15 protein-coding genes and 5 pseudogenes are annotated in these 22,510 nt (G+C 68.4%); 8 read left to right on the forward strand and 12 right to left on the reverse strand.

Going from position 1 to position 22,510, the window contains the following annotated elements:
- Positions 1-248: 248 nt before the first annotated feature.
- A pseudogene (locus V9U70_RS00280) lies at positions 249-554 on the forward strand (tetratricopeptide repeat protein); the annotation flags it as partial.
- 241 nt (positions 555-795) lie between these two features.
- Here V9U70_RS00280 and V9U70_RS00285 read toward each other — a convergent pair.
- Positions 796-3,513, reverse strand: coding sequence for a DEAD/DEAH box helicase (locus V9U70_RS00285; RefSeq protein WP_336672344.1), 2,718 nt, complete (start codon positions 3,511-3,513; stop codon positions 796-798).
- Between the two features lie 47 nt (positions 3,514-3,560).
- Here V9U70_RS00285 and V9U70_RS00290 point away from each other — a divergent pair, with 47 nt between their 5' ends.
- The 4 genes and pseudogenes from V9U70_RS00290 to V9U70_RS00305 all read left to right on the forward strand — a co-directional run.
- The gene (locus V9U70_RS00290; RefSeq protein ID WP_336672345.1) at positions 3,561-5,249 is read left to right on the forward strand and encodes an integrase; all 1,689 of its coding nucleotides are present in this window, start codon (positions 3,561-3,563) and stop codon (positions 5,247-5,249) included.
- Positions 5,246-6,382, forward strand: a complete 1,137-nt coding sequence (locus V9U70_RS00295) for an AAA family ATPase (RefSeq protein WP_336672346.1) — start codon at positions 5,246-5,248, stop codon at positions 6,380-6,382. Before V9U70_RS00290 ends, V9U70_RS00295 begins: the two co-directional genes overlap by 4 nt.
- Positions 6,379-6,798: pseudogene (locus tag V9U70_RS00300) on the forward strand (TniQ family protein); the annotation flags it as partial. The gene V9U70_RS00295 and the pseudogene V9U70_RS00300, both read left to right, overlap by 4 nt.
- 2,480 nt (positions 6,799-9,278) lie before the next feature.
- A pseudogene (locus tag V9U70_RS00305) lies at positions 9,279-9,549 on the forward strand (Tn3 family transposase); the annotation flags it as partial.
- A 203-nt stretch (positions 9,550-9,752) separates the two neighbouring features.
- Here V9U70_RS00305 and V9U70_RS00310 read toward each other — a convergent pair.
- A complete protein-coding gene (locus V9U70_RS00310) occupies positions 9,753-11,021 on the reverse strand; it encodes a PucR family transcriptional regulator (RefSeq protein ID WP_336672347.1) in 1,269 nt (422 codons plus the stop codon).
- 169 nt (positions 11,022-11,190) lie between these two features.
- Between V9U70_RS00310 and V9U70_RS00315 the strand changes: the two genes are divergently transcribed.
- Positions 11,191-12,063: an SGNH/GDSL hydrolase family protein gene (locus tag V9U70_RS00315; protein WP_336672348.1), complete on the forward strand. Its 873-nt coding sequence runs from the start codon at positions 11,191-11,193 to the stop codon at positions 12,061-12,063.
- A 167-nt stretch (positions 12,064-12,230) separates the two neighbouring features.
- Positions 12,231-13,118, forward strand: coding sequence for a bile acid:sodium symporter family protein (locus tag V9U70_RS00320; RefSeq protein WP_336672349.1), 888 nt, complete (start codon positions 12,231-12,233; stop codon positions 13,116-13,118).
- Between the two features lie 369 nt (positions 13,119-13,487).
- Here V9U70_RS00320 and V9U70_RS00325 read toward each other — a convergent pair whose 3' ends face one another.
- The 7 genes and pseudogenes from V9U70_RS00325 to V9U70_RS00350 all read right to left on the reverse strand — a co-directional run bounded on the left by V9U70_RS00325 (position 13,488) and on the right by V9U70_RS00350 (position 17,965).
- Entirely contained in the window at positions 13,488-13,916 is a 429-nt protein-coding gene (locus tag V9U70_RS00325) for an alpha/beta hydrolase fold domain-containing protein (protein WP_336672381.1), read from the reverse strand.
- Positions 13,814-14,452, reverse strand: a complete 639-nt coding sequence (locus V9U70_RS00330; protein ID WP_336672350.1) for an alpha/beta hydrolase — start codon at positions 14,450-14,452, stop codon at positions 13,814-13,816. The genes V9U70_RS00325 and V9U70_RS00330 overlap by 103 nt, the downstream gene beginning before the upstream one ends.
- Positions 14,449-15,915, reverse strand: coding sequence for a flavin-containing monooxygenase (locus V9U70_RS00335; protein ID WP_336672351.1), 1,467 nt, complete (start codon positions 15,913-15,915; stop codon positions 14,449-14,451). Before V9U70_RS00335 ends, V9U70_RS00330 begins: the two co-directional genes overlap by 4 nt.
- The gene (locus V9U70_RS00340; RefSeq protein ID WP_336672352.1) at positions 15,912-16,730 is read right to left on the reverse strand and encodes a zinc-binding dehydrogenase; all 819 of its coding nucleotides are present in this window, start codon (positions 16,728-16,730) and stop codon (positions 15,912-15,914) included. Before V9U70_RS00340 ends, V9U70_RS00335 begins: the two co-directional genes overlap by 4 nt.
- Positions 16,731-16,761: 31 nt before the next feature.
- Positions 16,762-17,025: pseudogene (locus V9U70_RS30480) on the reverse strand (alcohol dehydrogenase catalytic domain-containing protein); the annotation flags it as partial.
- Positions 17,026-17,033: 8 nt separating this feature from the next.
- Positions 17,034-17,429: an alpha/beta hydrolase gene (locus V9U70_RS00345; protein ID WP_336672353.1), complete on the reverse strand. Its 396-nt coding sequence runs from the start codon at positions 17,427-17,429 to the stop codon at positions 17,034-17,036.
- On the reverse strand, positions 17,426-17,965 hold the full coding sequence (locus V9U70_RS00350) for an alpha/beta hydrolase (protein WP_336672354.1): 540 nt from the start codon (positions 17,963-17,965) through the stop codon (positions 17,426-17,428). The genes V9U70_RS00345 and V9U70_RS00350 overlap by 4 nt, the downstream gene beginning before the upstream one ends.
- A gap of 231 nt (positions 17,966-18,196) precedes the next feature.
- Between V9U70_RS00350 and V9U70_RS00355 the strand changes: the two genes are divergently transcribed.
- Entirely contained in the window at positions 18,197-19,903 is a 1,707-nt protein-coding gene (locus V9U70_RS00355) for a sigma-54-dependent Fis family transcriptional regulator (protein WP_336672355.1), read from the forward strand.
- 82 nt (positions 19,904-19,985) lie between these two features.
- Here the strand turns inward: V9U70_RS00355 and V9U70_RS00360 are convergent, their stop codons facing one another.
- The 3 genes and pseudogenes from V9U70_RS00360 to V9U70_RS00370 form a co-directional block, all read right to left on the reverse strand.
- Positions 19,986-20,228, reverse strand: a complete 243-nt coding sequence (locus V9U70_RS00360) for a hypothetical protein (RefSeq protein WP_336672356.1) — start codon at positions 20,226-20,228, stop codon at positions 19,986-19,988.
- A gap of 267 nt (positions 20,229-20,495) precedes the next feature.
- Positions 20,496-20,693 (reverse strand): annotated as a pseudogene (locus V9U70_RS30485) (hypothetical protein); the annotation flags it as partial.
- Between the two features lie 176 nt (positions 20,694-20,869).
- On the reverse strand, positions 20,870-22,510 hold the full coding sequence (locus tag V9U70_RS00370; RefSeq protein WP_336672358.1) for a sodium:solute symporter family transporter: 1,641 nt from the start codon (positions 22,508-22,510) through the stop codon (positions 20,870-20,872).

Genomic DNA, 22,510 nt, shown 5'->3' on the forward strand with positions numbered 1-22,510 from the left:
GCACGGCTGTCGACCTGCCGGTCCTCGCAGCGCGGGTAGTCCCGGCCGGAGTCGAGCAGCGAGGCCTCATCGCACGTTTGCCCAGCAGGTGCCCCGGTGGACGGATCACCTCCGCTCGCGCGGAGAGCACCCGTAGATGCCCGCGAACTCCGCCCGGGTCATCGGCTCACCTCCGCTCGCGCGGAGAGCACTGGTGATGCGGTGCATGTGCCCTCCGTGGACTCGGCTCACCTCCCCTCGCGCGGAGAGCACGAGAGGCGGGGGACGCGGAGGGTGCAGTCGAGGCTTACGCCGCGGTACTGGGCGACTACATTCAGGTTCTGGGGCCGGATCACCCTGACACTCTCGCCACCCGGGGCAACCATGCCAGATGGATGGCGGAAGCAGGGGACACGGCCGGTGCGGTTGAGGCGCTCGCCGCTCTGGTGGAGGACTGCACCAGAGTGCTGGGCCCGGACCACCCCCACACCCTCATCGTCAAGGACAACCTGGTCGGGTGGCGAGGGGAAGCGGACGAGACCAGCCTGGCGGACCGTGAAGCGCCATCTTCGTAGACACAAGCCAGTGCGAGCTGTCACTTCCCCAACAGCCAGTGGCGTGAGCGACTGCGTCGATCCGGTCGGTGTCGTGCCGTGGGCAGCCGTGCTCCATGTCCCTCGGCTAGCGATTTCCAACCGGTTCTCAATCCGGTCTGTCTGAATAGAGCTGAGGACTAGAGCCATGCGGCGCTGCGACTGAGCGCTCTACTCGGCAGGGAACTCCGAGCGGAGCGCTCATCACGGGCAGGCCCGTCACTCAGAAAGTGGCTGTGCCGGCGGCGCCGATCGGGTACTCGGTGAGGCGCTCGCGGAGCTGTGAAGGCAGGAGGCCGTAGCGCTGGTACGTCGTAGCGATGAACGGTGTGAGCCCGGCGGCGTCACGGCCTGTCCGACCCGCGAGGAGTTCCTCCCAGGCGTGTTGGACGTCTTGGCCAATCTCCCAGATGGTTTCCGGATGGACGAGGTACGCATGGTCTTCGGCCCCGATGGCACCTGTCGGGTCGACGGCAGGCTTCGGAGAGATGAGGGCAGTGAAACTTCCATCGGGGATGATCTTGTGGTTGCGGTCGCTCTTGAGGATTCGGAGTTGGTCGTTGACCTGACGGATGTCCTTGTGGGCCATGACGCCGTCGGGTTCCTGGTCGGATTTGGCCTCGACAACGGCCCAAAGGTGGTTGCCCCAGCACCAGGTCGAGTCGCAGCGGCCTGTGCCAGGCGGCTTGTTCGCTTCTGCGCCTAGGAAGGTCCCGAGCTCGGTGAGGGCGGGCTCGTAGACTGACGCTGCGGTTTCTCTGAGCCCCTCGATCATCTTCCCCAGGCGCTTGTCAAGTTGGCCCGGGGTAATTTTCCTGAGGAGGTTCGTGGCAGTAGCCACGGCCTGGTCGTCATACGCAGGCAGAGCAGAGGCTTCCATGGCGGGCAGGAGCGGCATGTACCTCGCCCAAGTGCCCTCTGCGGTTTGCTCAGCCTGACGAATCAGGGCATGAGCATTCGCGAGACTACCGCTGGTAGTAGGCGCGCCGTTGAAGGCGGCGCGGTAGGCCCAGATCCCGGCCAGGTAGAGCCAGAACCCGCGGTAGCCCTTGGTGGTGGCGCCGCCGAAGGAAAGTGCTTGTGTGACCTGTTGGGCTTTGGCACTGGCGTCCTGCCACCGGCCCTGCCCGGCAAGTGCGCACGCCTGGATCTCCGCCGAGACCGCGGAAGAGAGGACCTCGCTGCCATCTGGCAGTTTACGGACGGCCTCGGCACGTAGCTGGGCGACGATCGGCTCACCGCTCTCGCGCCAGGTGTCGTCAGTCTCCTGAGAGAGGAAGGCTGACACGTTCTCCAAGATCTCGGCCTGAGTAGTATTGGTGCTGTTCTCCACCCCGAAGTTGATCTCAGCCTGCAATTCGGCTGACAAGGCTGTCAGATTCTCCTGGCGGAGCAGGTACTTGGTGAGGTCTCCGAGAACGACGACGACCGCCCAGTCGGACGAGCCACGAGTGCAGCGACCGACACCTTGAACGACACGAGTACGGACCCGCTCCGACAAAGCGGCGCCGGCGCGGACGCGACTCGACAGGAACCGTTCCTGTAGATGGTCGCGGTCGGGGACGTTCTCGATGACTTCCAGGCGGCAGCCATGGTCAGGCAGGTCGAGGCCGTCATAGCGACTGGCCAGAGCACACACCGCGTTCTGCTGAGCGACGAACGGACCCATCCCGTGAGCAACATCGTCGATGCTGAGAAGAGGCCAGGACGGTTGACGGACGTTGCCAGCTGTGCGCACGGCGGTTGCCCTGTCCGGCGCCAGCACGAGGGCTTTGCCGGCCAGCTTGACGATCTCCTTGGTCAACTCACTGGAGTCGCCGCCGTTGAGGAGACCTGGGAAGACGAAGAATCGCCGACCGGAGCGGGGCTCGGGCGCCGTCTCGGGCAAGCCCAGTCGCTTGATGCCAGTACGCCCGAATGCGCGCTCGAGCTCGCCCGCCGCACCCAGTGTGGCCGACAGGTACAGACGCTGGCTAGCCTCAGAGAACAGGGTGTTCTCGCGGGTGGGCGGGATGAGAGGGCGGATCTGGATGCTGCTGTGCGTGACGTAGACGAGGCACGAGGCCAGCACATCCCGGATCATGGCGTAGCGGAAACACCATGGTGAGCCGGTCTGGGACAAAGTGCGGGAAAGCCGCTCGGGCATCTGGTCGTGACGGGCAGGCACGATGAACTGGACGGCGTTATGGTGACCAGACTCGGCCTCGGGCTTGAGTAGCCGCTGGGCCACTATGCCGTCCAGGGCGGGGGTCAGGATTTCCAAGAGCTTGACGTAGAGGTCGGGATTCGGTGAGTCGCCGCCCCATCGGTCAACGGTGACGCTGTACTGGTTCGCGACGTACTGCTCACCGTTGTGCGCGTCGTCAAAGATCAGGAGCTGTGGTGGGGCGAGCTTCGGGCTGCTGTTGAACACAGTGGTGTAGGTCGTGATGCCGACTGCCTTGCCCGAAACGTAACGCGCATCATCCGAAGGGTCCCACGTACTGTGGGAGCCCGTCAGAGTCACAGCCGGAATGCCCTCCCGGTCTGCCGCCGCCGCGACCTGCCTGGTCAGCTGCTCCGTCGGACAGGCGTACACCACCCGCTCTGTGCGTGTGCGTCTCCGCCATTCCGCGATCACCAACGCCGGGATGGTCTTGCCGGTGCCTGTAGGCAGCTCCAGCGCAAGATCTGCGGTAGCAACGTGGCTGTCAGCTGCATAGCGACGCAGTAGGTCACCCTGGTGCACTAGCAAGCCCGGTACGGCACCAGATTTGCGGGGCAGATCTGGATATAACGCCTCGGGCGTTGGGTACTTCGTTGCCCCCGTTGGGCCCCCTTGAATGCCATCACGTCTCCTTCGGTTCACACCACTGTGGACACTGACGGTAGCGGCACTGCTCAGCCAACCGGGACGGAAAATCGTCAACTGACGCCTGCAGTCGCGCGTCAGTATTGACATTCACAAGGGTCGATGCAACACATCTGAACTTGACAGGGAAGACGAGTGTGCTGGATCGGGCGGATCCGCGCTGGTTGGAGATGGCACGCACGGTGATCGGGAGGCTGGAGAAGTCCAGCCGCCCGGTTCGTGGCCTGGTGCTGGTGGAGATCGAAGAACGGGTGGCCAAGAAGTACGGCCGTGGTGTGGTGAGCATTCCGAAGCAGACCACAGGCTATGCGCTGCTGAAGGAACTCGGCCGGGGGACCAACGCGTTCGACGGCAGTACGAAGGGGAAGCGGTCCATCGCGAACCGCCCGCAGGGTGTCTTCGGCAAGCTGCGGGCGACGCGGCCGGGCGAGTACGTCGTACTGGACACCAACAGCCTGGATGTCTTCGCGATGGAGCCGGTGACCTGCCGGTGGGTGCAGTGCGAACTCACCGTCGCCATGGACCTCTACAGCAAGGTGATTACCGGGTTGCGTCTGACGCCGGTGTCGACGAAGTCGACCGATGTGGCCGGTGTGCTGTTCGAGACGATCCGACCGCGGGAGGTGTCGCCTGCCGGAACGGGCGAGCCGCTTCCGTACTGCGGGGTTCCTTCCACGGTGGTGTTCGATGCGGAGAAGTTGGTGGACGCGCACGGTCAGCCGCTGCTGCCCGCGGTCGCGGCGGAGACGATCATCTACGACCACGGCAAGATCTACGTCTCGAACCACATCGCGAGCGTCAGCGCGAAGCTCGACGTCTCCCTGCAGCCGGCTCGTCCCTACACGCCGACCGACAAGCCGGTGGAACGGTGGTTCAAGTCGTTGAACCAGGGGCTTCTGGCGGCACTTCCCGGCTACAAGGGGCCAGACGTGCACAGCCGGGGAGAGAAGGTGGAGGACGAGGCGTACTTCTTCCTGGACGAGCTTGAGATGATCATCCGTGAGTGGATCACTTTGGTCTATCACCGGCGGCACCACCGAGGACTGGCAGTCCCGGAGGTCCCGGGTCTGAAGCTGAGCCCGCTGGAGATGTTCGAGCACGGCGTGAACCGGGCAGGGCCCTTGCGCATCCCGTCGCGGCCGGGCCTCGCGTTCGAGTTCCTGGAAGAGGAGTGGCGCCCTATTCACCACTACGGGGTGGAGATCAACGGGCTCCGCTACAACGGGGACGGGCTCAACGACTACCGCAATCGGATCAGCCCGCACCGCGGTGAGCACGCCGGAAAGTGGCCTGTCGCTGTGGATCGCGCCGACGTCAGGAAAATCTACTTCCAGGATCCGAAACAGCTTCACCTGTGGCACACGCTGGACTGGGAGCATGCCCCGGCCCTGAACGGGCCGGCCAGCATGGAAGCGTTGAAGTACGCACGCCGGATCGCGGCCAAGACGCACCGCTTCCCGGACACCAAGCGCGCCCTGATCGAGTTGCTGGAACGCTGGGGCGCCGGGCTGACCACGGACCGGACCGAGCGGCGCATGGCGGTGCGTTTGTCGCAGGACCGTCGGCACCTGATCAGCGAAGACGACCCCGAAGCCGAGGCCATCGCCGAGCTCCCCTCCGTACGCCGCCTGGCAGCGCTCAGCGCACCGGACATGGGAACGGGCCCTGGGCCGGCGCCGGAGTTGCAGGTCATCGCGCCTGCGGATGAGGGCCTGGGCGGGGACGACGACGAGGACGAGGAATGCGAGGCGGCCCCGGCGGACGAGGAGACCGCCGGGCTGGTCGATGAGGATGAGTACTACGCCGACGTCTGGGAGAGCCGTTGAGTACGGCCGACGGCCCCGCGCCGTTCGAGGGCGACGACCGCCAGTACTCGCCCACCCGCCTTCCAGGCTGGCTGCAGGAGGTCTACGGACCCGACCGGAGCCGACCCGAGCAACTGAGCCGGGCCGAGCTCGCCGACCTTTCACCGCGGGCGCTCTCGGTGCACAACGACAACCGGGAGGTCTGGCACGCGAACATCGGCCCCATCGACACCCCGCAGCTGCTCGCGCTCCATGCGGACTTGCGCGAGATCGTCGAGTCGAACCGGCAGGACGGCAACAAGACCAAACCGGCCGCCCTGGTGGACGCCCACCCGGGACTCGGCAAGAGCACGGCGGTGCGCGCGTACGGCTGCGACCTGTTCAAACGGCAGGTCAACCTGCGCGGAGACACCACGCCGGATGGTGCCCGGCGAGTGCCGGTCATCTACATCGCGCTCAGCGGAAACACGCAGATCCGCGGCCTGAACGCGGCGATCTGCCGGTTCTACGGCCTGCCCGTCAAGGGAGACGCGGACACGCTGGCCGAGCGTGCCGTGGACGCGGTCCTGTCGATGAAGACCGTGGCCATGGTCATCGACGACATCCACTTCCTGGCCGGCTCGACGTCGAATGCGGTCCGCATGGCCAACCAGCTCAAGTACCTCTCCAACGTCTTCCCCGTCACCCTCATCTACGTGGGCGTCGGCGTCCAGGAACGCGGCATCCTCCATGAGGGTTTCTCGCCGAGGGAGAGCCCGCTCGCGCAGTTCGGGCGCCGTACCACGGCGCTGACGTTGATGCCCTTCCGTGTCGATGACGACGAGGGCCGTTTGCAGTGGCGCCAGCTGCTCAAGACGATCGAGCAGAAGCTCGTCCTGGCCGAGAAGTACCCCGGCATGCTCGCCGAGGACCTCTCGGACTACCTCTTCGCCCGCTCCACCGGGCATTTCGCGTCGCTCATGTCGCTGATCAACCGCGGCTGCCTGCGTGCGATCCGAGGTGGGAACGAGCGCCTGGACGAGGAGCTGATGAACCAGGTGAAGAACGACGCCGCGGCCGAGGAGGCCCGCAAGGAACTGGAGGCCGAGATCAAGGCCGGCCTCAAGACCACACGGCCGACCCAGGATCCACGACGCCGCAGGAAGTCGGCATGACGGGCTGGACCGACGAGCGCATCCCCATCGGGGTACTGCCCTCCCCGGGAGAGGCCCTGGACAGCTGGTGCGAGCGCTACGCGCACCGCCTGCGAACGCACACCGTTGACTTCGCCGACTACCTGGGAGTGCCGCACACGTCCCTGCGCAGGATGGTCCGCCGCCTCACCGAAGGCGAGCTGGAGCTGCTGGAGCGGCGCACCGGCATCGGGGCCGAGCAGCTGCGGGTGATGACCCTGGAGGCGTTCGACGGCTCCCTCGTGCGGATCACCGGGCAGACCCGCCGGCTGACAGCGCCCGCCAACTGGCGGTTCTACGGCACCACCTCGCGCTACTGCCCCGCCTGCCTGGCCGACAACGGGGGCCGGTGGCAGCTGCACTGGCGCCTGGGCTGGACCTTCGCCTGCACCCGCCACCGGCTCCTGCTCCTCGAACGGTGCCCACGCTGCGGCAAGCACCCGCCCGTACTCAGCGGCGGCAACCACCGCATGCTGCCCCGGCCACAAGCCTGCCGTTCCCTCACCGAGCGCGACGGCCGCGGCACCCGCTGCGGCTACCCCCTGACCGAAGCCCCCGCCGTCTCCCTCGCCGAAGGCGGTGCGGTTCTGCTGTCCCAGGCCGGCGTCAACGCGTACGTCATCGCGGAGCATCGCAGTGCTGCGGCGCGGGAAAGGGCCGGCGAACTGTCACACCTGGGACGACGAGCGCTACGCAGCATCGGCACCCGCCCCGAAATCGTGCCGCCCATCGCACGGGACATCATCTCGGCCTGCGGTGGCGAGCTTCTCGCCGGCGCCGCGGTGATGGAGATCCACGACGCGCGCAACGTTGCCATCGGGACCACCTTGGCCGCCATAGCCACCGACCCCGATCATCCGCTACGCGAGGACCTGTTCGCGTGGATGTGCCTCGCTCCGGACCGCGAAGTGGGTGAGCTGCGCGAACACCCCACGCGGTACCTGCGCAACTGGAACCCCGCAGGCCCCCGCGTGATCAAGCGCATCCTCGCCGCGTCCGACAGCCAGCTCACGCTCAAGGCCCGGCTGCGCTACGGCACCGCAACCGCCGAGCCCGCCGCGCCCTACCTGAGCGAAGCCGACATCATCCTCAGGGCGTCCAAGACGCCCGGGACGCTCTGGCCGTCCTGGACTCTGCGGCTGCTGCCACCCAAGAGCCCGCATCAGCCCCGGATCGCCGGCCTCCGGCGGGCCTGCGCCAGCCTCATGCTCGTTCCCGGCGGCCCGGCCGGACACCGCCAGGCCGCCCGGATCATCGGCAACCCGCAATTCCGCAGCAATCTGGAGTCACTGCTGGCGTTCGTCGACGTCGATCACATCTGCAGCACGCTGTCCCATTACGCACGCGTGCTCGACACACACGAGGTGCCGATCGACTACGCACGCCGCCGAGCCCTGTTCGCCGACGAGACGACCACGCTGTACCTCGACGAGAACGCCCACTGGCTCCTCTGCAAGAGCCTGGGCAACCGCCAGTTCCAGAAGGTCCACCTGTACCGGTTGCGCTGGCAGCTGCGGCGTCTGCTGCTCGGGGCCGACCCGCAGCCCGGCAACCACGCACCCGCCTGGACGCACCGCTTCGCCTACCGCACGCACCCCGAGATCCTCGCCTTCCTCGACGAGCAGGCACGCCGCAACCTCGCCGCCCACCACATCACCGACGAGCCGGTGACATGGGAGCCGCCGGCACACTGGCTCGACACCATCGCCCTGCCCCAGCCACCCGTCACCATCCCCACCAAGCGTCTCCGCGCCATGCTGCCCCCCACCTCCACCGCCCGTGACGTCGCCCAGAGCCTCGGCCTCACGGTGCACCAGCTGCGCCTGCTGATGGAAAGCCACCGCCTGAGCGCACAGACCCGCCCGCACAACAAGGGCTACTACCCCCGCCCACCACGTCAGGGCTACCTCGTACCTGACCAGCTGCGCGACCTCTACGAGCGGCAGGGGCTGCAGCAACTGCAGATCGCCGAACTCGCCGGATGCACCACCGCAGTCGTCAAGACCGCGCTGAAGCAGGCGAACATCCCGTTGCGGCCCCGCCGCGCACCAGGCGAACTTAAACGCGCAATCGACCCGGCATGGCTGCGCACCGAATACCACGACAAGGGCAGGACTGTGGCCGACGTCGCCCGCGAATTGGCCGCCCCCGAAACGAACGTCTCTCAGCTTCTCGACGCGTGGGGCATCCCCCGCCATCCGCCCGGCCACAGCGCACCTCCGGCCTGGCGACCGAGCCCCTTCGCGGATCTCGCCATCCCCCTGTCAGCACCGATGGAACACATCAGCACCCGCCAGGGCGGACCCGAATGGCTGCGCACCGCCCTCCTGATCCCCGGACACCGCACACGCCGCTCAGCCGCACTCACGCTGGGCATCCCCCGCACATCACTCAACGGCCGACTGAAGATGCTGGAGACCGCCGCCGGATTCGAAATCTTCAACCACCGCACACGCCCCGTCGTCGCGACCCCGCGCGGCCAGGCGCTCCTCGATGAAGCACAACACCTTTTCGCCCTCCTCGACCGCAAATGCCTCGACCGTGCTGACATCGTTTCGGCGACGACGCGGTGCGGATCCAGGTCCATCGGTGCTGGCGACGACAACCTCGATGACGTTGTAGGTGGGGACACGGCGACCAGCATCCGTATGCGGCGGGCGAGCGCGTCGCGGCGAGCCGGGGCGGCCGGTGATCTCGATATTTCCCGAGTACAGCAGTGGCGCCTAAAGCTGAACGTGGACCGCTTGGGGGCACTGGGCGAGAGCAGGTCCTTGAAGTGGCTGCGCAAGACCACCGCGGCGGCGATGCTCCAGAAGAGATCGACCTGCCCGACCTGTTGTTCGAGGTCGGCTTCTGGACTTCGTTTCTGGGCGTCTTCGTGCACCTGGGGGACGGCCGCACCAGCATGGAGGACATCAAGACGTCCCTGGTCGCCCTGCTGGTCGCCGAGGCGTGCAACATCGGCCTCCCCCGTCGCCGACCCGAGCGAGGAGGCGCTCACCCGGGCCCAGCTGGGGCACGTCGACCAGTACTACCTGCGCGCCGACACCATCGCCGCGGCGAACGCCCTCCTGATCGAAGTGGGGGAAGGCGCGATCGTCTCCCAGTGGGGCGAGGGCCTGCTGGCCTCCGTCGACGGGCTGCGGCTCGTGGTGCCCAAGCGGGTTCGGCGTTGCTCGAGGTCACGACGAAGGTATCCGCGCCGGCCAAGCGGAAGCTGGGCGAGCGGTGGGGTCGGGTTGCGCAGGCCAGTGGGTCTCCTGGTCAACACCCCTCAAGCCGCGCACCGTTCCCCGACGCGCGGCACGCCAGAGTCCTTCGCGATCCAGCGCCGGATGCCAGCGGCTTTCCTTCACTCTTCGGCAGGGGGGCGGGCGGTGCCACTCCCGATGATGCGGCAGGTGAGAGCGGCGTGGAGGGTGGGAAGGTCGGTGGGGTTTGCGGCATCGAGTCCGGTGAGCCCAACGATTTTGCGGAGCCGGTAGAGCACCGTGTTGGGGTGGACGTTGAGTGCTTCGGCGGTGGCCCGCCGGTCCAGGCCGTGGCGCAGGAAGGCGGTCAGCGTGAGCAGAAGGTCGGGATAAGCGTTCAGCGGGTCGAGGAGGCGGGCGACGTGGGCGCGGGCGGGACCGGGACGTGAGAGTTGGTACTCCAGTGCGAGGTCTTCTAGCCGGTACAGGCCCGGCGGGCGTGCGGAAGCGGTGGCGATGTGGACCAGTTCGGTGGCCACGGGGGACATCTCTGCGACGTCACCGGGCAGGGCGGGCACGGCGGCGGCGAGGACGGTGGCGCCTGCGGCCCTCTGCAGGCGGGTCCGGAGCCGGCGGGTGTCGTCCCAATGGACCGGGCCGTGTTCGGTGAAGTCCGTGTCGCTGGGCAGGAGGATCAGGCCGCCGTCGGGGGTCAGTGAGGACAGGGCTGCGCCGCGGCTGTGCAGGGCGAGTTCCGTGCGCAGGCGGCGGAGTTTGCGCATGGCTGCGGCGTTCGTGTCGACGCCGGGTGTGTGCTCGTCGGCATGCGGACCTACGGCGAGGGCGAGGACGAGGTAGCCGGGGGGAAGGGGGAGGCCCGCTTCCCTGGCCGCTTCCTCGTCGATGCGTCCTTGGAGCAGGGATGTCAGCAGGAGTTGGCGGGCGCCGTGCCGTTCACCGACGGTGATCTGCATCTGTTGCAGGTAGCCGGCGGTGACGGCGGTGGTGACGTGCTGCAGGTATTCCAGCAGCAGGCTGTACATCGCGGTGACGGCCGGCAGGTCTTCGGGGCCGGCTGTCGCGGCGATGTCGTCGAAGCAGAGACGGGCGCCGAGGAAGTAGGCGGAGACGATCGCTTCGGCCGGCAGCCCCTCCTCCGCCCGACGCGTCGCCGAGCTGGTCAGCAGGGCGAGTTGTTCGGGTCCCAGCATGCGTCCGCTTCTCAGCGCCTGGACGAAGTCGTGGATGCTGCGGCGGATCATGCGCGCCACGTCACCCGTGAGCTGTTCGGCGGGGAGCTTGCGGTAGACCGGAAGCTCGGCTGTCAGCCGCTGGAGGATCTCGGCTTCCAGCCGGGACGCGGATCCGATCAGGTGCTCCCGCAGTCCTTCATCGTTGGTCCCGGCCTGGCTGGTGTTGTACGCGGACACAAATCACCTCTCGGAACACTGTTCTCCGGACCGGGTGCACGCGGCGGGTGAGCCGACATGATGTATCGCACCACAAACTTACCGGCCGGTAAACAGGGGCGGGACGCCCCTGCGATCCCCTGCCTCCGGGCGCGTCGCCGCGCGCCATCATGAGCCGAAGGAGCCGCACGTGAATCTCAGCCTGCGTACCACCCTGGCAGCCGCCGTCGCAGCGATAGCCATGGCGACGACCCTCGCCACCCCCGCCGCCGCCGAGACCACCGAGCCTCTCGACTACGTTGCCTTGGGCGACTCGTACGCCGCCGCCCCCTTCGTCCTGCCGGTCGACCCCTCGAACCTGCTGTGCCTGCGGTCCCTGGCCGACTACCCGCACATCGCCGCCAAGGCGCTGGGCGCCAAACTCACCGACGTCAGCTGCTCCGGCGCGACCGCCGAGGACTTCACCACCTCCCAGCACCTGGGGACCAAGCCCCAGTTCAACGCGCTCACCAAGGACACCGACATCGTCAGCGTCACCATCGGAGGCAACGACACCGGCCTGGTCGTCTCCGCCCTGGGATGCATCAACCTCCTGCCCAAGCCCCTCGGCGTCAGCTGCGCAGCAAGGAACACCAAAGGCGGTGTCGACAAGGTTAAGGCGGGCATCGACGCCTGGGCGCCGAAGTTCGTCACCACCCTCAACCAGATCAAGCAGCGTGCCCCGCACGCCAAGGTGTTCGTCGTCGGCTACGGCAACTACATCCGCCCCGGCGGCTGCTTCCCCACCCAGCCCATCTGGGACGTCGACGCCACCTACATCCAGGGCGCCGTCGACCATCTCAGTGCAACGCTGCGGACCACGGCCCGGCAGCACGGTGCGACGTTCGTGGACACCTACTCCCTCGGCATCGGCCACGACTCCTGCGCGGCGCCCGCCGAACGGTACATGGAGGGCCTCGTCCCCGCCCACGTCGCCATGCCGCTGCACCCCAACGCCAACGGCTCCAAGGTCATGGGCAGCGCTCTCGCCTCCGCAGTGGCCTCCGCCACCCGCACCAGCTGAACCACACGCACCCAGGGGCCGGCGGGAAGAACACCTGCCGGCCCCGCCTCAAGCCCGCGCCACCCGGTCTCACCCGCTGGCCAGTGGCTGCGATCCGTCCGACGCCTCTTTCCGCCCGCTCCCCAGCAAATTGTTTTCCGCGGCTTTCACCGACCCACAGGACACCGATGAACGACTCAGCACTCATCACCACCGGTCTGCCGATCGCCCTGGCGATCATCATGTTCGGCCTCGGGCTGTCCCTGACCACCGACGACTTCAGGAGGGTCACCCGGTCACCGAAAGCGGTGGTCGTCGCGCTGGTGCTGCAGGTGCTGGTGCTCCCGCTCGTGGCGTTCGGGTTGGTGAAGATATTTGACCTCGACCCCTTGCTCGCCGTCGGCGTGATGCTGTTGGCCGCTTCCCCCGGCGGGACCACGGCCAACCTGTTCAGCCACCTCTTCCGCGGAGACGTGGCCCTCAACATCACGCTGACCGCGATCAACTCGGTCCTCGCCGCCATCACCATCCCGATCATCACCAACCTCGCCATCGACCATTTCGACGCCGAGGGCGATCTCGGTCTGCAACTCGGCAAGGTGGTGCAGGTGATCGCCATCGTGCTCATCCCGGTCGCCGTCGGTATGGCGGTCCGCCGACGCTCCGCCGACTTCGCCGCACGCGCCGACCGCCCGGTCCGGATCTTCTCCATCGCCGTACTGGTGATCGTTTCGGCCGGTGCCCTGCTGGGCGAGCGGGAAAACCTGGCCGACTACATGCAGCAGGTCGGACTCGTGACCGGCATCTTCTGCCTCGCGAGCCTCACCCTCGGCTACGCCGGTGCCCGGCTGCTCCGTCTCGACAAGCCCCAGGCGATAGCGAGCTCCATGGAGGTCGGAATCCACAACACGACCGTGGCGCTCACCATCGCGCTCAGCGTTCTGGACAGCACCGAGGTCGCGATCCCCAGCGCCGTCTACTCGGTCCTCATGTACGTCCTCGCGACCGCCTTCGGCTACCTGATCACCCGACGCCACTCACACGCCGAGAAGAACCTGCACCAACCAACCGGATGACAGTTTGGGAGCCTCCGGAGGGCCCGTTACTCAGTGCTCGCCCAGAGGGCGGACATCCGCCGATGCCCGGGTGGGTTCGTAGGCGAGTCCCGCGTGGCAGGATCTGCTCGACGCTGCCAGGTGGTGCACGCTCCGTGACGCAGGCGGGGGTAAGGGTGATCCGGGACCGATGATGTGGACCATGGCCCGGTAGAGGGCTGTGAGGGCCTCGGGGGGCGGGGTCAGGGGTGCGCCGGGGGCGTAGGCGGCGCTCTGCGAAGCGCGTGACTTCCCGCCGATCAGCCGTGGACACGCCCTCGTGAACATTGCTGTCATGCACCTGCTCTACGCCGGGTCAACGCGACGCGAATCCGCCCCGCGTAAGTCGTGTCAACGCTCCAGAACATCTCGGAGGAAGGTGCACGCGGTGGCGAGCACCCGCTCGGCGGTGGGGACGACACCGGCTGAGGTGAAGATGCCGTGTGCGTGCTGCGGCAGGTGGATGTGCTGCACCTCGGCCCCCGCGCGGGCGAGTGCACCGGCGTAGGCGATGCCGTCGTCGCACAGCGGGTCGTGACCTACCGTGCATAGGAACGTGGGTACGGGCCGGGGGTTGACGGTGAGGTCGGCGATCGTCTTGCCGGGCTCCGTGCAGCCGTCGGTGTACAGGTCCATGAACCACCGCATGGTGGCCGCGGTGAGCGGGAATCCGTGACTCAGCCGGCGGTAGGACGCCGTGTCGGTCGCCCCTGTGACGACGGGATATAGCAGGAGTTGGGCAGCGATGTGGGGGTCCTCGACAGCGAGGGCGGCCGCGATGTGACCGCCCGCGCTGTCGCCGGCGACAGCGGGATTCTCCGTGTCAGGCCGTGTCGGTGGCCGTTTTCACGCAGCCACGCGAGGGCCGTGCGCGCGTCCTCCAGGGGTGCCGGGTGGGGGTGCTCGGGAGACAGGCGATAGTCGACCGCGAGGACCGCCGTCCTTGCCTCTGCGGCCAGGTGGCGGCACAGCGAATCGTGGGTGTCCAGGCTGCCCATCACCCAGCCGCCGCCGTGGAAGAACAGCGCCGTCGGGTGCGGCATCTCACTGTTCCCGGGACGGTAGAGGCGAGCCCTCACCGCACTGTGCCCGCTGACCTCCTCGGCCGTCAGCCACAGTTCCTCCACCTGCACGTCGGCGCGGGACGGCAGGGCGTTGCGCGCGCAGCTTTCCTCGTAGGCGGCGCGTGCGCCCGCCACCCCGAGCTGGTGGAACGAGGGTGCGCCGCGCTCGCGGAAGGCGCTGATCAGCGGCCATTGGTCGGCGGCGATGTTCCCGCCGGCGTACTCGGGGGCTCGTTGCTCGGGATGGGTCACGGCGCCACCGCTTCCCCGCTCAGGGTCGTGGTGAAGGCGGCGACGGCGCGGTGGTACTCGTCGACGGTCCCGGACCAGTTGTTGACCACACGGCCGTCCGCGTTCTTGTACCAGGAGGAGCAGTCGGAGGAGAAGGCGGACCGGCCGAGCTCCGCCTGGAGTTCGGCGTTGAAGTGGCGCACCTCCTCGGCGGTGACCTCGACGGACCGGCCTGCGCCGGACACGACCCGCTCCGTGGTCTCGGCGATGAACTGCTGCTGGCACTCCAGCATGGTGACGACGGAGTTGTGGTTGAGGTTGGTGTTCGGCCCGTAGACGAGGAAGAGGTTGGGGAATCCGTCGACCATCATGCCCAGATACGCCTCGGGCACCCCGTCCCAGCGGTCCGCGAGGGTCCGTCCGTCCCGGCCGGTGATCTCGATGTCGCCGACGAAGGTCTGGCTGGCGAAGCCGGTCCCGAAGACGACGATGTCGACGTCGTGGACCTTTCCGTCGTGCGTGACGATGCCGGTCTCGGTGAACCCTTCGATGCCCGACGTCTCCAGGGTGACGTTCGGCCGGGTGAGGGCCGGGTAGTAATCGTCGCTGCGCAGGATGCGTTTGCAGCCGAACTCGTGGTCGGGGGTGAGCTTCAGCCGCAGGGCCGGGTTCGCCACCTGGTCACGGAGGTGCTGCAGTGCCTCCCGCGCGCCGGTCTCCTGCTCAGCGGAGCCGAGCCGGGTCCGCGCGAATCCCGCCTCCCTCTCGGCGTGGATCCGTTCCCGCAGCTCATTGAAGACAGCCGGATCGTCCTGGTGGTGCGCTCGCTCCTGCGCGGTGAAGATCTGCTGGTTGCGGGGCAGGATGTAGTTGGCCGACCGTTGGAACACCACCAGGTGCGCCACTTCGGCGGCGATCTCGGGGACGTACTGCACCGCGCTGGCTGCCGCTCCGACGCTGGCCACCCGCTTTCCGGCGAGGGCGACGTCGTGGCGCCACCGCGCCGAGTGGAAGGCCGCGCCGCCGAAATCTTCCAGGCCGGGGAAGCTCGGTACCTTGGGAGTGCCGAGCTGTCCGAGGGCGGGAACGAAACCCCGGGTCAGGTAAGTGCGTCCGTGGACGTCGCGGAGCCACCACAGCTGCGCGCAGTCGTCCCATCGTGCGGAGCTCAGCCCCGAGTTCAGGAGGATGTGGTCGTGCAGGGCGTACGCGTCCGCAAGTGCCCGGAGGTAGCCGAGCAGCTCGTCGCGTCCGGCGTACATGCGCTCCACGGCGAGGTGCGGGAAGTGGCTGTAGCAGTAGATGACGGACTGCGTGTCACAGGCGGCGCCGGGGTAGGTGTTGTCCCGCCAGACGCCTCCGATGTCGGCCTCGCGCTCCAGGATCAGGAAGTTGCGCCGCCCGGTTCGGGCGAACTGGGCTGCTGTTCCCAGGCCGCCGAAGCCGGCGCCGACGATGACAGCGTCGTAGATGTGGTCGTTCACGGGGTGTCTCCGAAGGTGATGATCTGCCGGATCTCGTCCCCGCGGGCGAGGCGGTCCATGGCTTCGTTGATCTGGTGTAGCCGGATGCGGGAGGAGATCAGCCTTTCCAGCGGCAGGCGGCCCTCGCGCCACTGCTGGGCGTATCGGGGGATGTCGCGGCTCGGCAGCGACGAGCCGAGGTAGCTGCCGACGACGGACAGGGCGCGGCTGGTGATGTCGAGCGGGGCCACTCGCGCGGTCGCGTCGGGGGCGGGTAGGCCGACGGTGACCACCGTGGCGCCCGGGGCCGCGAGCCCGAACGCGGTTTCGAAGGCGCGGGGATGGCCGGCGGCCTCCACGACGAGGTCGGCCGCCACGCCCGCTTCGACGGCCTGCTGCGGGGTGAGTGCCTGGGCAGCACCCAGTTCGCGGGCCTGAACGAGTTTCGTCTCCCGTGTGTCGACGGCGATGACCCGGCAGTCGGCCGCTGCCACGGCGACCATCAGCGCGGCCATGCCGACTCCGCCGAGCCCGATTACCACGACGGTGTCGCCGGTGCGCGGCGGGCGTACGTTGAGGACCGCGCCGCCGCCGGTCAGGACCGCGCATCCGAGCAGTGCCGCCACGTCGGCCGGTATGTCGTCGCCGACGGGCACGATCGAGCGCCGGTCGACCACCGCGTGGGTGGCGAAGGCGGACACGCCCAGGTGGTGGGCGATGGTGACGCCGGCGCGGCTGAGCCTGCTTCCGCCGTCGAACAGGACGCCTTCGCTGTTGGCGTTCGTCCCTGGTGCAGGGCAGGCGTCCGTCGGTCGCGCAGGCCGCGCAGCGGCCACAGCGCGGCAGGAAGGTCGCGACTACGCGCGACCCCGTGGGCAGGTCCGTGACGTCACGGACCGTCTCCAGGACGGTCGCGGAGGCTTCGTGACCCAGCAGCATCGGCAGGGGTCGGCGGCGGCTGCCGTTGACGACGGAGAGGTCCGAGTGACACACCCCGGCGGCGTCGACGCGGACGAGGACCTCGTTCGGTCCCGGCGCGGCGAGCTCGACCTCGGCGACCGTCAGCGGTCGCACGGCGTCGAAGTCGCTCGTGGCATCGCTGTGTTCGAGAACGGCTCCGGTGATCTTCATCGAGCGCCTCACTGCGCTTCCGTACCGAGCGAGGCGGCGAACCAGTCCGACGCCTTCACGGCGGCGACGTTGGTGTCGCGCTGGTCGGAGTAGAGGCTCATGTGGCTGACCTTGGGCAGAATTTCCAGGCGCTTGTGGGGGGAGGCGATGGCGTTGAAGGCCGCGATCTCCCGGTCCCACATGGTGATGTTGTCGCCCTCGGCGACGATCACCATGACCCGCTTGTCCAGGATCCGGGAAAGGAAGGGGAACACCGAGTAGTTCAGCAGCAGTTCGGTCGACTCCATCGTGCTCCAGTGCTCGTGCCGCTCGGCCTCACCGGACTGCTGCAGCGAGTGGAACACCTCGTGGATCCTCGGGAAAGGCCAGGTGGACAGCTCTGCGCCCGGCGTCAGGGAACTCATCGCCAACCTGCCTCCCTCCGCTCCGCCCGCCCGCCCGCCCGCTCGCGGCGGTCCTCCAGGAGGGCGCGCTCCAGTTCGGCGAAAGCCGTCTCGCCGTGGGTGCGGCGCATGTTGTCGTAGCCCTCGACCACGGGGACGACGGAGACCGCCGCCTTCACCCGGGGGTCGGAGGCGGCCAGAATCAGCGCGTGTCCGCCGCTGTAGGAGATGCCGAAGACTCCCAGGCGCTCCGCGTCGACGTCGGAGCGGCTCTCCACGTAGGTGAGGGCGTTCTTGTAGTCCGAGATCTGCTGCCAGGGGTCGATGTGCTGGCGGCGCTCGCCGGAGCTCTCGCCGAAGCCCCGGTAGTCGAAGCCGAGGAACTGCACCTGCTGCTCGTTGACGATCCGGGCCACGTGCGGGAGCACGATCTCCTTGACGTAGCACCATCCGCCGCCGGCCACGACGGTCGGCAGGGGTTCGGTGGCACCGTCCGGACGGAAGAGGGTTCCCGTGAGGGTTTCGCCGTCGCTGGGAAACGTCACGCGCTCGATCATGGTCGGCTCCGTACACCGGCCCAGGAGCGGCCCCTGGGCGACTGCGGCCGAAGCTATGCGTCGCAGGTCACCGCAGAGTGTCTCGATTCCGAGATGCCTGGAGCCGGAAGGCTGCGACCATGTCGCTTGTGGGCGGCCCCGGGGTTTACCTTGCGGTCACGACGCGTACGCCGGGGGCAGGGTCCGCGAGTCACGTGCAGTGCCCGTAACGCACGACACAGGAGGTGACCGGTGGTCGGTCAGCTGAAGATCGCCCGGGCCCGCGACTTGTTCCTGCAGGACGGGACCGAGTCGCCGCTCGTACGGCCGGCGACGCTGCGGGCCTGGAAGCGGTCACGGGCGGCCGGCGCGGCACACCTGGGCGCGCCTTCCCTCGCCTCCTTCGAGGAGATCGAGCGCGACAGCGCGGTGCTGCGGGCCGCCGAACCGGTGGTGAGCGCGATCATGCGCCGCTTGGGCACGGCGGACTACGCGGTCATGGTCACCGACCGTGACGCCCGGGTCCTGAGGCGGTGGATGTCGGGGCCGACCATGGAAGCTCTGATGGACGAGATGTGTGTGGTGCCGGGCGCGCTCTTCGGTGAGTCGGACATCGGATCGACCGGCTTGGGGACCGTTCTGGAGGACCGCTCCACCACGGTCGTGGACGGCACCGAGCACTACAACACGCGTTTCGACAGGGTCGTCGCGGTCGGCACGCCGATCGTCCACCCGGGCACGGGGTGCATCGAGGGCGCACTCGATCTGGTGTGCCCGACCGGCGCCTCACCGGAGATCATGGTGGCGTTGATCGAACGCGCGGCTCAGGACGCGGGAGAACAGTTGCTGACCGGGTACGCGGCGCACGACCGGGCACTGCTCGACGCATTCCTGCGCAGCGAACGCCGAGGCCCCCGGCGGCCGGTCGCCGCGGTCAACGCACGCATGATCATGGCCAACCATCTTGCCGAGCCTCTGCTCGGATCGGATCCCGCCTGGGTGCTGTGGGAACGCGTGCAGACCGCGCTGTCCTCACCTCGGTCGTCGTTGCGGTTGAGCGACGCGCACGGCGAGGGCCTCGACGTCGACGTCCGGCCGGTCGACCCGTCCGACCACACGGCCGGCGCCCTGCTGCAGCTGTCCGCCGCGCCGCCCACCGCACCGTCCCCCCGCGCCCGGGCACGGGACCGGGATGCCGCGACCGCGCTGGCGGCGGCCGCGGGTAAGGACCTGCCGGGACGCAGCGAGTCCTGGCGTACGACGCTCGTCCTGGCCTCGCGCGCGCTCCTGGCCCACGGACACGTATTGCTGCACGGCCCCGTCGGTACGGGAAAGAGCGCGCTCGCCGAGGCGCTGTGTTCCGCGGCCTCGCCCGCGGACACCGACGGGCGGAGCCGGGCGGCCGGCTCCCGGGTGATCGACGATCTGCACACCTGGTCACCCGCCCGGCTGGCGGACCTGCGGCGGAAGCTGAACGCCGACTGCGCGCCGCAAGTCATCGCCACCGCGACTTCGCACCATGCCCACGGGCTGCCGGACGAACTGCTCGCCATGTTCGACCACGTCATCGAACTGCCCGCCCTGTCCAGGCGTCCCGAGGACATCGCCGACATCGCGGCGGCGGAGACGGCGAAGGTCGCTCCGCAGACGGTTCTGGCCCCCGACGCCGTGAGCGATCTCGTCCGCAGGAGTTGGCCCGGCAACGTCGCCCAGCTCACGCGCACGCTCCGAGCGGCCGTCGAGCGGGCGCCCGGGAACCGGCTGCGCGCGACGGATCTGCCTCCAGCTACGGAGGTCCCCCGCTCACGCCGCCGCTTGACATACCTGCAGAGCACCGAGCGGGAGGCGATCGCCGCCGTACTCGTCTCCGTTCACGGCAACAGGAGCAAGGCGGCGGAGGTGCTCGGCGTCTCCCGCGCGACGCTCTACAGGAAACTCGAAGCGCTGAGCCTCGGTTGACGCCCTCCGCGCCAAGGCGGCGGGCGACGGGTTCAGGTCACGGATGGCGGACCTCCTCGGTCGGTGCCGGTGACGTGAAGAATTAGACGCGCTTGTCCAAGAAGGCGCTGAGTCCTTCGTGGCCGTCCGGGCCTCTGAGCAGATCGGCGATCGAAACGGTCTCGGCGCCGAGCCGAGCTTCGAGATCCCGCGGCGGTTCTCCGGCCTCGCGCAGCAGTCGCTTGGTCGCGGCGAGCGCCGGTGCTGAGCCGTCGGCGGGGACTCGTACCGTTTCCTCGGCCTCCTCGGCCTCCTCGGCCTCGTCGGCCAGGGACTGCTGCACCACCGCGCGGCTGACCAGGCCCCACTCCTGGAGTTCCGCCGCAGTGACGAAGCGGTTGGTAGGGCCAGGTCCAGCGCTCGGGCCAGCCCGATGCGGCGGGCCAGCAGCCCGGAGACCCCGCAGTCGGGTGACAGCCCCGCCGCGGTGTATGCCACGCGCAGCTTGACGGCACTGCCCGCCAGCACGATGTCCGCACCGAGCGCGATGCCGATTGCCTCCGCCGGCGACGGTCCTGTGCACCACGCTCACGACGGGCAGCGGCACCCGGGCGAGCGTGTGCAGAGTCTCGTGCTGGAGGGTCGCCGTGTCGGCGATCCGCTCCGAGGTATCGGGTGCGTCGGCAAACCAGCGCAGATCACCGCCCACGCTGAACACCGGCCCCTGAGCGATCAGTGCGGCTACGCGCAGGGTGCCGGCGGCAGCGCCCCCGACGAGCCGGGCGGCTGCCTCGTGGAGGCCGAGGGCCATGGCACCGTCCAGCGCGTTGCGCGTGCCGGGACTCGCCAGCTCGATTCGCGCGACGGTTCCGTCGCGGACTCAGCGGACCCGATCGTGCATCAGTTCCTCATCCATGCGGGATTTTTCCGTACTCGATGACGAACCAAGCGGCCGTTCCTTTCCGGGTGTTGCCGAGCGGACGGCGGCTACTGCCCGCGAGCTGCGGCCGTCGGTCCGGAACGCCTTTTTGTAAGGAAGGTGTGGTCGACAGTCGTGGCGCTTCCCGAACCCTGCCTCGAGGTGAGACTGCCAATCCATCCGAGCAGGAAGGCGATTGGCACGGCGGCCAGGCCGGGAGTCTGGAACGGGTACCAGGCGAAGTCCTTCTTCGGCCACATTGCGTACGGGCTCCCGGAGACGCTGGACGAGAAGAACATCAGCACGACACAGATCAGCAGCCCGCCGTACACGGCCCACAGCAGCCCGCGCCGGTTGAACCCGCGCCAGAAAAAGGTGTAGATCAGGGCAGGGAAGACGCACGAGGCGGCCACGCTCATGGCGAAGGTGATCAGGAACTCCACCTGATACCGGAAGGTGGCGGCGGACAACGCAAGGCCGAGGACACACAGGACGACGACAGCCAGGCGCATGACGCGCACTTCGCCCTCGTCGGTACGACGTCGCCCGCACCGGGCGTACACATCGTGGGCCAGAGAGACCGCAGCGGCGAACGTCACACTGCTCACCGCGGTGAGCACGGCGAGGAAGGCAACACACGAGATGGCGGTGACGAGCACGACGCGCGCCGACGACGCGTCGTGGAGCAGGCCCGAGGCCAGCAGCACCAGGGCCGACTGCCCATTGCCGTCGACCGCTCCGATCGTCCTGCTGCCCACCACGGCCGTCGACGCGAGTCCTGCCATGAGCAGGAGCACGACGAACGCGGTGGACAAGATCGCGGCGATACTCATGGACCGTCGTGCCGACCGTCCGCTCCGGGATGCGCTGATCCGCAGGATCAGGTGCGGCGCCATGGCCGTGCCGAGGATCACCACCAGGTGTGCGCCCACGTCGTTGAGCGTTCGGAAGCCGGTCTCGTAGGGCCACATCCCCGGGCTGAGGTACGCGTCCGGCGCCAGGCTCGCGTCCACCGCGGCCGCGAGCAGGTTCCCGGGGTTCCACCCGAACTCCCCGAGTGCCAGCAGGGTGATCACCGTCAGCGTCACGAGCGTGAGGGGCACCTTGACGACCTGCATGAAGGTGGTGCCTCTCAGCTCCGCCACCGCGGCGAAACACGTGATGAGGCATCCGATCATGATCGTGCAAATGACCTGGACGTGTTCGGTGGTCGCCCCGATCACGAGGGACACGCTGATACCGGCGGCCCTGAGCTGGATGAGGAGGAGAGGAAGGGTGATGGCCAGCGTCACCACGGCAGCGGCCGCCCGGGGAGCCGGCCCTCGTGCGCGGAGCCCGAAGAGATCACCCAGGGTGTAGCAGCCGCTGTTGCGGATCCTCTGGGCGAGCAGGAGTGCGACCCCCAGGCCGAGCAGCGCGTCGACGGCGGCGGCGAACCCGTCGTAGCCGAACAACGCGATGGCACCGGGGACCGCCAGCAGGCTGACAGCCGTGATGAACTCGCCGGCCATCGCGAACCCGTTCACGACAGGTGATAGGGATCGGTCCGCGACGTAGACAGCGTCCGGGCTGTCCCGATCGTTGACGAGCATGGCGAGCCACAGCAGGGCGCAGCCGATGAAGACGAGGATGGATATGATCACTGGCTGCCGCACCGCGGCGCCGAAGGGTTCGAACGCACCCGAGCCCAGGAGTTCTAGGGATATCAC

Origin of the sequence: Streptomyces pratensis, from assembly GCF_037137275.1 — a bacterium.
In the GTDB taxonomy this organism is placed as follows: domain Bacteria; phylum Actinomycetota; class Actinomycetes; order Streptomycetales; family Streptomycetaceae; genus Streptomyces; species Streptomyces pratensis_B.